The organism is Pseudonocardia sp. KRD291 (assembly GCF_019263595.1).
Classification (GTDB): domain Bacteria; phylum Actinomycetota; class Actinomycetes; order Mycobacteriales; family Pseudonocardiaceae; genus Pseudonocardia.
Window position 1 is genome coordinate 16,496 of sequence record NZ_JADQDD010000047.1, and the last position, 12,053, is coordinate 28,548.

The 12,053-nt window shown below is 72.5% G+C and carries 10 protein-coding genes and 1 pseudogene; 7 read left to right on the forward strand and 4 right to left on the reverse strand.

The genetic code is table 11. From position 1 onward, the window contains the following. Window positions 1-4: 4 nt before the first annotated feature. The 5 genes from I4I78_RS09510 to I4I78_RS09530 are packed head-to-tail and all read left to right on the forward strand — an operon-like array spanning window position 5 to window position 5,934. On the forward strand, window positions 5-1,141 hold the full coding sequence (locus tag I4I78_RS09510) for an acyl-CoA dehydrogenase family protein (RefSeq protein WP_218610877.1): 1,137 nt from the start codon (window positions 5-7) through the stop codon (window positions 1,139-1,141). Next, the gene (locus I4I78_RS33730) at window positions 1,134-2,189 is read left to right on the forward strand and encodes an acyl-CoA dehydrogenase family protein (RefSeq protein ID WP_218610878.1); all 1,056 of its coding nucleotides are present in this window, start codon (window positions 1,134-1,136) and stop codon (window positions 2,187-2,189) included. The genes I4I78_RS09510 and I4I78_RS33730 overlap by 8 nt, the downstream gene beginning before the upstream one ends. Further along, window positions 2,186-3,775: an AMP-binding protein gene (locus I4I78_RS09520; protein WP_218610879.1), complete on the forward strand. Its 1,590-nt coding sequence runs from the start codon at window positions 2,186-2,188 to the stop codon at window positions 3,773-3,775. The genes I4I78_RS33730 and I4I78_RS09520 overlap by 4 nt, the downstream gene beginning before the upstream one ends. Then, entirely contained in the window at window positions 3,772-4,644 is an 873-nt protein-coding gene (locus I4I78_RS09525; protein ID WP_218610880.1) for an SMP-30/gluconolactonase/LRE family protein, read from the forward strand. The genes I4I78_RS09520 and I4I78_RS09525 overlap by 4 nt, the downstream gene beginning before the upstream one ends. A gap of 54 nt (window positions 4,645-4,698) precedes the next feature. Then, window positions 4,699-5,934 (forward strand): TetR/AcrR family transcriptional regulator, encoded by a 1,236-nt coding sequence (locus I4I78_RS09530; protein ID WP_218610881.1) that lies wholly within the window; start codon window positions 4,699-4,701, stop codon window positions 5,932-5,934. 970 nt (window positions 5,935-6,904) lie between these two features. Here the strand turns inward: I4I78_RS09530 and I4I78_RS09535 are convergent. From I4I78_RS09535 to I4I78_RS09545, 3 genes are read right to left on the reverse strand one after another with little or no spacing between them, the layout of a single operon-like run. Then, window positions 6,905-7,564, reverse strand: coding sequence for a response regulator transcription factor (locus I4I78_RS09535; protein WP_218610882.1), 660 nt, complete (start codon window positions 7,562-7,564; stop codon window positions 6,905-6,907). Beyond that, a complete protein-coding gene (locus I4I78_RS09540) occupies window positions 7,561-8,715 on the reverse strand; it encodes a histidine kinase (protein ID WP_218610883.1) in 1,155 nt (384 codons plus the stop codon). The genes I4I78_RS09535 and I4I78_RS09540 overlap by 4 nt, the downstream gene beginning before the upstream one ends. Further along, the gene (locus tag I4I78_RS09545; RefSeq protein ID WP_218610884.1) at window positions 8,712-9,536 is read right to left on the reverse strand and encodes a type II CAAX endopeptidase family protein; all 825 of its coding nucleotides are present in this window, start codon (window positions 9,534-9,536) and stop codon (window positions 8,712-8,714) included. Before I4I78_RS09545 ends, I4I78_RS09540 begins: the two co-directional genes overlap by 4 nt. Window positions 9,537-9,833: 297 nt before the next feature. Here I4I78_RS09545 and I4I78_RS33735 point away from each other — a divergent pair. Beyond that, window positions 9,834-10,031, forward strand: a pseudogene (locus I4I78_RS33735) (cold-shock protein); the annotation flags it as partial. A gap of 30 nt (window positions 10,032-10,061) precedes the next feature. After that, on the forward strand, window positions 10,062-10,790 hold the full coding sequence (locus I4I78_RS34220; RefSeq protein WP_374225856.1) for a cold-shock protein: 729 nt from the start codon (window positions 10,062-10,064) through the stop codon (window positions 10,788-10,790). A gap of 204 nt (window positions 10,791-10,994) precedes the next feature. Here I4I78_RS34220 and I4I78_RS09555 read toward each other — a convergent pair. Then, window positions 10,995-12,053, reverse strand: a 1,059-nt coding sequence (locus tag I4I78_RS09555; protein ID WP_226379396.1) for a hypothetical protein, incomplete at its 5' end; no start/stop codon positions are given.

Consider the following 12,053-nt stretch of genomic DNA (forward strand, 5'->3'; position numbering starts at 1 on the left):
GGCGATGGAGAGCCTGGACGCCTTCCGGGCCCGGGCGAGGGCCTGGCTCGCCGAGGCGGAACCGCCGGAGGTCCCGCTCGACCTCGACTCCCGGTTCACGGTGCTGCGGCGGTGGCAGAAGACGCTGTTCGAGGCCGGGTGGGTCGGCATCGCGTGGTCCCGCGAGGCGGGAGGGCAGGGCCTGACGCACAGCCACCAGCTCGTGTTCGTCGAGGAGCTCGTCCGGGCCAGGGCCCCACAGCCCATCGGGCTGATCGGGCTCGAGGTCGTCGGGCCCTCCATCGACCGCTACGGCAGTGACCGGCAGCGCACCGAGCTGCTGCCGCGTCTGCTGGCCGGCGACGACATCTGGTGCCAGGGCTTCTCCGAGCCGGAGGCCGGGTCCGACCTGGCCTCGCTGCGGACCCGGGCGGTGGCCGACGGGGACGACCTCGTCGTCTCCGGCCAGAAGATCTGGACCAGCTGGGCGCACGTCGCGCAGTGGTGCGCCCTGCTGGTGCGGACGGACCCCTCGGTGCGCAAGCAGGCCGGGATCAGCTACCTGCTCGTGGACATGTCGAGCCCGGGCGTCACGGCCCGTCCCATCCGGCAGATGACGGGAGACGGCGAGTTCTGCGAGGTCTTCCTCGACCAGGTCCGGGTCCCACGCCGGAACCTGCTCGGTGCGGAGAACGAGGGATGGGCCATCGCCACGCACACGCTGGGCAGCGAGCGGGCAGGCGCCACGCTGCGCCGCCGCGTCGAGCTGGAGGTCGCCGTGGACGACGCGATCAGCGAGCTCCGCGGCCGCCCCGAGACCCCCCGCGTCCGGGCGGCCCTCGGCCGCTGCCACGTCGCGATGCGCGTCCTCGACGCCCAGACCCGGCGGACCACCGCCCGGCTGGTCGCGGGCACCGGGCCGACACCGCTGGACTCGGTGGACAAGCTGGTGCTCAACGACGTCGAGCAGACCGTCCTCGCAGAGATCGCCGGCCTGCTGGGTCCCCTGCGCGCCGTCCTGGGCTCCCACCCGCACGGGCTTCGCTCGCAGCGGTGGGTGCACGAGCACCTCTACTCGCGCGCGGCCTCCATCTACGGCGGCAGCGCACAGATCCAACGCACGATCGTCGCCGAGCGGCTGCTGGGGCTCCCCCGTGGCTGACGACGAGTACGGCGCCGCCGTCGACGAGTACCTGACCCGCGCCTACGACGGGGACAGACTGCGCGAGCTCCTCGACGCCGGGGCGTGGCATCCGGAGCTGGCCGCGGAGCTCGCCGGGCTCGGCTGGTACTCCCTCGCCGTGCCGGAGGACAGGGGCGGCCTCGGCGCGCCGCTCTCGGCGCTCGGCGCCGTCTTCGTCCAGTTCGGACGCCACCTCGTCGTGGGCCCGCAGCTGGAGAACGTCCTGGTGCCGGCGCTGCTGGCGGACGAACGGGTCGCCGCGGTCGTCGAGACCGGGGTGCCGGTCGCCGTCGTCGATCACGGGGTGACCGAGGAGTGGGCGGAGGACCTCGGGTCGGTCACCCTCACCTCGGGGCGGCTCTCCGGCACCGTCCACGCCGTGCGCTTCGCCCGGCAGGCGAGCCTGCTCGTGGTGATCGCCGGAGCCGCGGTGTGCCTGGTCGACCCGGCCGCGCCCGGGGTGCGCATCGACGAGCTCGACAGCGCCGACCCCGGGACCGAGTTCGCCCGCGTCGTGCTCGACGAGGTGCCCGCGGACCCGATACCCGACGACGACCTGGTCGCCCGTCTCCGCTCGTGGGCCATGCTTCTGCTCGCCTGCGAGCTCAGCGGGCTCGCCCACCGCAGCCTCGAGCACACCGTGGAGCACATCGGCCGGCGCGAGCAGTTCGGCCGCCCCGTCGGCAGCTTCCAGGCGCTCCAGCACATCGCAGCCGACATGCACATGCGCTGGACGGGCCTGCACAACCTCTGCCTGGCCACCCTCGCCGACGCCGACGAGGCCTCCGTGTCCGAGCTGGCGATCATGGCGGCGACCGCGAAGGCCCACGCCGCGGAGGTGGCGGTGAGCGTGTGCGAGGACGCGATCCAGCTACACGGCGGGATGGGGTTCACCACCGAGAGCGTCGTGAGCCGGCACTACACACGCGCGCTGGCCCTGCGCGCCTGGTACGGCGACCAGACCGAGCTCCGACGGCGGATCGGGGCGTCCCTGCTGCACGAGACGGACCCGAGGAGGACGACGTGAAGGCCACGAGGCTCGACGAGGACCGCGTCCGCCGCGACGGTGGGTCCTGGGCGGGGAACCTGATCGACGGCTACCTGGCCGAGGGCGCCGCCCGCAGGCCGGAGAAGATCGCGGTGGTCGACCGCGACCGGTCCTGGACCTACGACGAGCTCGACCGCAGCGTGAACCGCCTCGCGTCCGCGCTGCGCGCCCGCGGCCTCGGTCCCGGCGACGTCGTGTCGTGGCTGCTCCCGAACTGGGCCGAGGCGATCGTCGTGCACCTCGCGGCGATCCGGCTCGGGGCGGTCAGCAACCCCGTCATCCCGATCTACCGGCACCGGGAGACGGCGTTCATCCTGCGTCAGGCGGCCACGAAGGTCGTCGTGGTGCCGCACGACTTCCGGGGCTTCGACTACCCGGCCATGATCGACGACATCCGCGCCGAGGCCCCCGCGCTGGAGACCGTCGTCGTGGTCGGCGCCGGCGCCGACGACGCCCGGCTCCGCTTCGAGGACCTTCTCGCCGAGGGGTCAGACGACCCGGTCGGCGTCCCGCGCGAGGCGGCCGGGATCGCCCTGCTGCTCTACACGTCCGGAACCACGTCGGCGCCCAAGGGCGCGCTGCACAGCCACGACACGCTGGACTACGAGAACCGCAGCATGATCGACTTCTTCGGCCTCACCATCGACGACGTCGTGTTCATGCCCTCCCCCGTCGGCCACATCATCGGCGTCCTCTACGGGATGCAGCTGCCCTTCATGCTCGGCAGCACCGTCGTCCTGCTCGACGTCTGGGAACCCGGCAGGGCGCTCGACCTGATCCAGGACCACTCGTGCAGTTTCGTGGTGGCCGCCACGCCGTTCCTGCACGGCCTCGTCCACCACCCTGCGCTGCCCGACCACGATGTCGGGTCACTGCGCGTGTTCGCGTGCGGCGGGGCCGACGTGCCCCCGGAGCTGATCAGGGCGGCGACCACGGCGCTCGGGTGCACGGTCGGGCGAGGCTACGGATCGACCGAGTACCCGACCGCCACCGCCTGCAGCACATCGGACCCCGTGGACAAGCGGGCCCGGACCGACGGGCGACCGATCGGTGCGGCCGAGGTCCGGGTCCGCCCGGACGGCGAGCTGCAGGTGCGGGGTCCGGAGATGTTCCTGGGCTACCTCGACGAGTCGCTCAACGCCGAGGCCTTCACCGACGACGGCTGGCTCCGCACCGGCGACCTCGCCCGCATCGACGCCGACGGCTACGTCGAGATCGTGGGCAGGCAGAAGGACATCATCATCCGGGGCGGCGAGAACATCAGCGCCAAGGAGATCGAGGACCAGCTGTTCGAGCACCCCGCGATCGTGGACGTCGCGGTCGTCTCCGCCCCCGACCCGGTGCTGGGTGAACGCGTCTGCGCGGTCGTCGTCCCCGAGTCCGGGACGGCCGTGACCCTCCCCGAGATCGTCGAGTGGCTGACCGCGCGGCGGATGGCCCGCCAGAAGCTGCCCGAGAGCCTGATCCTGCTCGACGACCTGCCCCGCAACCCCAGCGGCAAGATCCAGAAGTTCAGGCTCCGCGATCTCGCGCGCGCCCAACCGTCTCCAGGAGTGACACGATGAAGCTGCACACCCTGACCGAGTTCGCGTCGGGACACCGGTTCCTCGAAGGCCTGCGCTGGCACGACGGCGCGCTGTGGGCCAGCGACTTCTTCAGCCGGAAGGTGCTGACCTTCGCCCCCGACGGCGACGCGACGACGGTGGCCGAGATCCCCGGCGCGCCGTCGGGCCTGGGCTTCCTGCCCGACGGCACAGCGCTCGTGGTGTCCCAGGCCGACGCCACCGTCCTGCGGATCGGGCCCGGCGGGGCCCTCGACACCTACGCCGAGCTGGGCGACATCGCCGGCGGACCGGGCAACGACATGCTGGTCACCGCGGCAGGGCACGCCTACGTCGGCAACTTCGGTTTCACCATCGGCACCGACGACCCGAGACCCACGGCCCTGGCCCACATCGACCCGCGGGGCGCCGTCAGCCGTGTCGAGGGCCAGGTCCTGTTCCCCAACGGTATGGCCCTGACCCCCGACGGGGTGCTGCTGCTCGCCGAGACGTTCCTGCACCGGATCACCGCCTTCGACGTCGCCGCCGACGGGTCGCTGTCGAACCAGCGGGTCTGGGCCCAGCTCGCCGAGTCGTTCATGCCCGACGGCATCGCCCTGGACGCCGACGGCGGGGTGTGGTTCGGCAACGCCCTCACGATGGGCGACGACAGCGGGTTCTACCGCGTGCTCGAGGGCGGCGAGCTCACCGACAAGGTGCCGGTGACCGGCGCCCAGGCCGTCGCCTGCACGTTCGGCGGCGACGATCTCGGCACGCTCTACATGAGCTGCAACGCCACCACGCTCGAGGAGTTCGTCCAGGGCCGGTCCACGGCGGTCATCGCGACCGCCGACGTCGGGCGCTGCGGGGTGCCGGGCTCCGCGGGCACCTGATCCCCACCCGCCTGCCCTGGCTACCATGCCGGGCAGGCGGAAGGGGGACCGATCGTGGACGCTGCTCCCACGCAACCGCGGGTCACCCGGTCGCGACCGCGCGACAGGCGGGCCGAGATCGCCAGGAACGCCGGCGAGCTGTTCAGTGTCCGCGGGTTCCACGCCGTCCGGATGGACGACATCGCCGAGGCGAGCGGCATCACCGCGCGTGCCCTCTACCGCCACTACGCGAACAAGCAGGCCCTGCTCTCGCACGTGGTGCGGGAGGACCAGCAGCGGGTCATCGAGACCCTGACCGGCCTCACCGAGCTGCCGGCCGCCCGGCGCAGCGTCGACTCCGGCCTCACCGCGCTGACCGAGGCCGCGCTGGACAGCCGGCAGTTGTCGCTGCTGTGGCAGCGGGAGGCCCGCCACCTCGACGCGGAGGACTACCGGCTGGTCCGCCGCCGGACCCGGTGGATCGCCACGACCCTGCAGGACCTCCTCGTCCGCCCCGCCGGTCCCGGCCTCGACCCGGCCGTCATCGACGTCCGCAGCTGGGTGGTGGTCAGCATCGTCTCCGGTCACAGCCTCTACGACAGCCCGCTCCCCCGATCCGGCCTCGCCCGCGACCTGATCGACGCCGGACGACGTGTCCTCGCCGCGCCGGCGGCGGTCGGGGCGGACGAGCGCGGCGCCCGGACCGCCAGGACCTCGGCGTCCCGGCGCGAGCAGCTGCTCTACGCGGCGGCCGGCGAGTTCCGGGAGAAGGGCTTCGCCGGGGTCGGCATCGACGACATCGGTGCCAGGCTCGGGATCGTCGGCCCGGCCCTCTACCGCTACTTCGACAACAAGGCCGAGCTCCTCGTCGCCGCCGTGACCCGGCTCCACGAGTGGCTCGCGCTGGAGGCGACGCGCGCCATGCACACCCCGTGCCCGGACGACGAGGTCCTCGCCCTGCTGATCGAGGGATACATCCGGATCGCGCTCGAGGCGACCGACCTGCTCGCCGTCTGGCTCACCGAACGCCTCTACGTCCCCGATGCCGCCCGGGAGCGTGTCGACCGCATCCAGGCCGACTATCTCGCGGAGTGGCAGCGATGGCTGTCCGTCGCCCGCCCCGACCTGCCCGAAGCCCGCGCGGCGACGTTGGTCAAGACCGCTAAGACGATCATCGACGACTGCGTGCGGATCCCCCATCTGCGGCGGTATCCGCTCTTCGCCGCGGAGCTCTCGGGCAGCGCGCTGGCGACGCTCGGTCTCCCGAGCCCCCGCTACCGGGATCGGTCCCCGTCCACGACGAGACCCTGAACGGCCGATGAGCTGGGACGGTGGGACGTGGCCGGGCTCCCGCCGCCGGCCGGGATCGGGTCCACGGTCTCGCTGCTGGCCGGGGAAGCTCGCGTTCGGCACCGGCACGCCGCACGACGACCACGCCGAGATCGGGGTCGCTCCGGTGATCGATCCGTGTGGGAAGGTTCGGGCCACCGGTGGCCCGGATGTTCCCCCACAGATCGATCACAGCCACGGTCGTGGGGATCGGCTGGTCTGCGTGCGTGATCGTGGCGCCGCGGTGGACGAGGCCGTGGCCTCGCTGCGCGTCGACCCTCCGGAGCCCTGCGCCCTCGGGCACGTGGTGCTGCACGGCGTCGTCGAGCAAGAGCTCGGTGTCGATGAGGCGGTCGCCATGATCGTGGCTCCCCACCACCGGTGCCCGGGATCGGTATCCGGACCTCGAGGACGGCGTACTCCGCAACCGCCTCGGCAGCACCGATGTCGCAACGCCGGCCCCACACGACGCCGACCGCCCGCCTCCGGCACCGGTGATCGATCTGTGTGGGAAGGTTCGGGCCACCGGTGGCCCGGATGTTCCCCCACACATTGATCATGGGGAGCGGTGCGGACCCGCCGAGCCGTCGGGCCAGGGTCTCGGCGGCCGGTACGGGGCCGACCAGCGGTGGTCGGTGCTGTCGTCGACGCCGGCCGAGCCGGCGCCCCGAGCTCGCCACCACCACGGACGCGGATGGCGCCTCGAGCGCGCGTTCGGCCAGCCGCTGCACTCCGCCGGCGACGGGAGCGGAACCGACGGAGGCCTCGATGTTGCGGAACGTGGCGGTCGACGCCGCCACGATGAAAATCGGTGGCGAGCGCCGGCTCGAGATCCGGCCTCCTCGTCGACAGGGACGATCGCCCGCGACGGACGACCGCGTGGATCTCCGAGGAGTTTCGTGCGGCGCGCGCGGGGGAGGTTGGGACGGGTTCTGCGCCGTATCGGGGCGGCTCAGGTGACCAGGCCGTGGCGGTAGGCGTAGACGACGGCCTGCACCCGGTCGCGCAGGTCGAGCTTCATGAGGATGCGGGAGACGAAGGTCTTGACGGTCTCGTGGCTGATCACGAGGGCAGCGGCCACCTCGCTGTTGGACAGGCCCTCGGCGATGAGGCGCAGCACCTCCAGCTCGCGCGAGGTCAGTGGGCTGTCACGGGCACCGACGTCGACAGGGCGGATCCGGGCGGCGTACGTGCCGACGAGCTGCCGCGTCACGTCGGGGTCCAGCAGCGCCCCGCCGATGGACACGGTCCGGATCCCGTGCAGCAGCTGGCTCGGCGGCGCGTCCTTGAGCAGGAACCCGCTCGCGCCCGCGCGGAGTGCCTCATAGACGTACTCGTCGAGGTTGAACGTCGTCAGCACGAGCACCTTGACCGGATCCGGCACGCCGGCGCCGGCCAGCAGCCGGGTGGCCTCGATGCCATCGAGCACCGGCATGCGGATGTCCATCACCACGACGTCAGGTCGGAGCCGGACGGCGAGCTCGACCGCGGCCTGCCCGTCCCCGCACTCGCCGACGACCTCGAGATCGGGTTGCGCGTCGATGATCGTCACGAGGCCGGTACGGATCAGCATCTGGTCGTCGCAGACCAGCACCTGGATCGGTGCACTCACGACCGGCTCCCTGTCGGGATCCGGGCCTGAACGGAGAATCCGGCGCCGGCCAGCCGGTCGGCCCTGAACTCGCCGCCCAGTACGTCCACCCGCTCACGGAGGCCGGCGAGACCCCGGCCGCTCCCGCCGGGTGACCCGGCCGGCAAGCCGGGTCCGTCGGTGCTGACCTGCACGGTGATCTCCCGTGCGCCGTGACGCACCTGCACGGAGGTGCGGCTGCCGTGCGCGTGCTTGAGGGCGTTGGTCAGGGCTTCCTGCACGACGCGGTAGGCCACGAGATCGGCGCTGCCGGCCGCCTCCGCCGGCGTGCCCTCCACGGTGAGCTCGACCGGCTGGCCGGCCTGGCGCGTCTGCTCCACGAGCGTGCCGATGTCGCCCGGGGACGGTGTCCTGGCCGCCACACCGTGATCGGGGTTGAGTAGGTCGAGCAGGTGCCGCAGGTCGGTGATGGCGCGGCGGCCCGTGTCGGTGACCGCGGTCAGGGTCTGGTCGAGCCGATCAGGTGCGGCGGTCAGGTAGCGGGCCGCCTCGGCCTGCACGACCATCGCCGTCACGTGATGAGTCACGACGTCGTGGAGCTTGCGGGCGATGCGCGTGCGTTCGGCAGTGCGGGTGTCCTCGGCCACGCGGCGGCGGCGTTCGGCTTCTGCGACCCGGGTGGAGCGCAGCCACGCCCCGATCCCACCCGCGGCGGCCATGGCCAGGTAGAACGTCACGAACTCCACGATCGGCTCCACCGCACCGAACCGGACGAGCACGACGGCCAGCACCACGTACGCCACGGAGAACACGATCGCCGTGGCGCGCCGTCTCCGTTCCAGGTGGATACCCGCGCTCAGCAGCGCGAACGCCAGCGCTGTGCCCGCGACCGTGTGGTAGCCGCGGAGCTGATCGACGGCGAAGCCGAGCGACACCAGCAGGAGACAGACCGCCGGCCACCGTCGGCGCACGGCGAGCGGGAGGCTTTCAAGCACCACCACCGCGACGGCGAGGGCGTCGAACGGGCGGGGCGGCAGCCCACCGAGCTGCGTCCCGTGGCTCTGGAGGGCCGGCAGGAACGACGCCCCCACCAACACCAACCCGAGCGGGAGGTCCCGGACCACAACATCGAGCCGGCGCCAGATCGCCAGTGCCGGCCGGTGATCGATCACTGGGCGAGCGTAGTGGCGGCGGTCCGGCCGCGACGGGGCACCAGGTTGCCGCGCCGGTGGGCCAGCCACAGGAACACGATCGTCGCCAGCACGCAGAACAGCACCGAGTAGAGGCTCCCCTCCGGGCCGAAGTCCCCGCCGGTGAGGGCCACCGGACCCGACATGGTGGCGTCCAGCAGTCCCTGCGAGGTGCCGTTGCCCGAGACCACGGCGCTGAAGATCCCGCCCGCGGCGAAGTTCCAGCCGAAGTGCAGCCCGATCGGCAACCACAGCGTGCGGGTGGCGACGTACGCGGCGGTCAGCATGCCGCCGGCCTCGATCGCGACGGCGACGGCACCCCAGAGGCTCGCATGCGGATTCAGCAGGTGCACCAGCCCGAACAGCGCACCTGTCGTCACCAGCGCGATCCACGTGCCGGTGCGCTGCTCGACGATCCGGAACAGGACGCCCCGGAACATCAGCTCCTCCGTCACCGCAGCGGCGGCCATGAAGCCGACCAACCCCACCGCACTCGGCACCGAACCCACGCCGTGCACCGCGTACCCGCCGAGGAAGGCGATGTTCGCGATGACGAGCCCGAAGAGTGCGGCGCCGACGAGCGCCCCTCGGCCGAACGCGCTCCCGGCACCGGCCCGGCCGACCTCGGTGGCCGGGCGGCGCTCGGTCCGCCGCACCACCCATCCGTAGCCGGCAACGGCGAGCACGGCCGTGAGGAGGCCGACGGCGAGGGTGAGCCATGGGTCCCCCTGCACGGCGGCGAACCCCTGGCCGCCGAGGAAAGCGATCACCGCGGTGGCCACGAGTTGCCAGACCAGTATCACCAGAACTCCTTCGTCACATCCGCGGCCTCACGCTGCGGCTGCCGTGGACATTAGAAATCCGACGCCCCGGAATCGTCACCGCCGAGTGGACACCTGCACGTAGCTCGCACGGGGGACACATCGCCGGCATGGCTCGCGTCGCAGGAACGCGGCCAGGTGTCAGCAGCGTGTCGCCGGGTGGACCAACGGCCCGCCCCTGGCTCCGCACCGCCCGCCTGTGGGCCCCGGCCCGACGGACCGCGAGGTCTGTCAGAGAGACTGGGGGCCAGTGCCCGCCCTCTCGACCTGGAGCCTTCGATGCCGCAGGGAACCGTCCGTTGGTTCGACGCCGAACGGGGTTTCGGCTTCCTGGCGCCCGAGGACGGCTCGCCGGACGTGTTCGTGCACGCCTCCGAGATCGTCGGGGACGGCGGCGCGAAAGTGCTCCGCGAGGGTCAGGCCGTCGTGTTCGAGGTCGGCGAGAACGACCGCGGGCCCCAGGCGCTGCGCGTTCGCGTCACCGCCGACGCGGCCACCGGCAGCGCGGTGGGCCTGCTCGGCACCGTCAACTGGTACGAGCCGGGCAAGGGGTACGGCTTCGCGTCGCCGGACGGCGGCGGCGCCGACATCTTCGTGCACAGCTCCGCCATCGTGACCGGCGGCGTGGTCACCGAAGGGCAGCGGGTGGCCTTCCTGATCGTCGAAGGCGAGCGCGGCCCGCAGGCCGGGCACGTGATCCCGCTGGGAGCGGACGCCGGCACACCCGCTGCGGCCGGCACCGCGGACGGCGCGGACGGCGCCGACGGCACGGTGGCCTGGTACGACGAGGACAAGGGCTTCGGCTTCATCAACCCCGACTCCGGCGCCGGGGACGTCTTCGTTCACGCCCGGGCCCTGGCCGAGGGGCTGACGTGGCTCGCGGAGGGCGACCGCGTCGCCTACGAGGTGGCTAGTGGAGACAGGGGCCCGCAGGCCCGCGACGTGCACCTGGTCCGGGGCGCCGAGCCCCAGACGGCGCCGCAGCGGTCGGCACCTGCCGCGGCCGCAGGGCCGGCGGCGCGGGACGTTCCCGCACGAGGCGGCGAGGGCGTCGTCGCGCGCTACGACGGCGACCGCGGCTTCGGCTTCATCACCCCGGACGCAGGCGGCGACGATCTCTTCGCCCACGTGTCCGTGATCATGGGGTCGGAGCCGCTGCAGAAGGGTGACCGGGTCCGGTACGCGGTGCGTCAGAGCGACCGGGGCCCGCAGGCCGACCGCATCGAACGCCTCTGAGGCGGCCCCACCGATGGCTGATCACTTCCGACGAGAGTGATCGTTCATCCCCGTCGATGGTCCGTCAGCAACGCGGCTGCAGCCTCCTCCAGGAGATCGATCTCCCTCGTGGTGAAAGGGGGCCCCGTGCTGACCCGACGCCCGGAGCGCACCGACCTCCTGCCTCCCGATCAGCGGTCGGATGTGGACTCGCGCGAGCGTCTCCTACGTCGCCCGTTCGACCTCGGAGACGAGCCGACGCAGAACTCGCTCGGCTTCCTTGTGCGCCGCGCGCGGCCCCCCACGACCGCGGCACGTCACAGCTCGCCGCGCACCACGGCCGCCGCCCGCACGAGGGAACGCAGCTTTCCCTCCACCGAGGCGCGGCAGGTACTTGAAGCCGCAGTCGCCGGCGAGGACGAGCTTGCTGACGTCGACGTGCGGCAGGGCGCGGCGAATGCGGTCGGCGACGACCTCGGGCGTCTCCACCTCCGGTCGGGAGAGGTCGAGGACACCCAGGATGATCCCCTTGCCGCGCAGCGGGTCGAGGGAGGTCGGGTCGAGGTTCGACTGCGCGGTCTCGACCGAGACGTGCCCGACCGGGGTGTCCGCGAGCTCGGCGAGGAACGAGTAGCCCTCCGGGCGCTCGTGGATGATCGCGGCGTAGCCGAAACAGATATGCAGGGCGGTCGGTCCGGCTGCGCCCTCCAGGGCCCTGTTCAGCACCTCCACCCCGTGCTCCCGGGCTGCCTCGGGCCGGGCCTGCAGGTAGGGCTCGTCGATCTGGACTATGTCGGCGCCGGCGGCGAACAAGTCTGCGATCTCCGCGCGGACCACGTCGGCGTAGGCCAGTGCGACCGCACGGGAGTCGGCGTAGTGATCGTTCTGCGCCTGCTGCGACATCGTGAACGGGCCCGGCACCGTGATCTTCGTGGTGCGGTCGGTTGCTGCCCGCAGGAACTTGACGTCCGCGACCTCGATCGGCTCCGGGCGGGTGATGTCGCCGGCCACCCGGGGCACCGGGTTGGGATGCCCGGAGCGGTCCAGCGCGGTGCCGGGTCTGTCGATGTCGACGCCGGTCAGGGCGGTGGCGAAGTGGTTGGAGTAGGACTCCCGGCGGATCTCGCCGTCGGTGACGATGTCGATCCCGGTGTCCTCCTGCGCGCGGATCGCGAGCAGTGTTGCGTCGTCCTGGGCCTCGGCGAGGTGGTCCGGGGCGATCCGCCACAGCTCCCTGGCCCGCACCCGCGGCGGGAACCGGCCGGCGAGCTTCTCGCGGTCGAT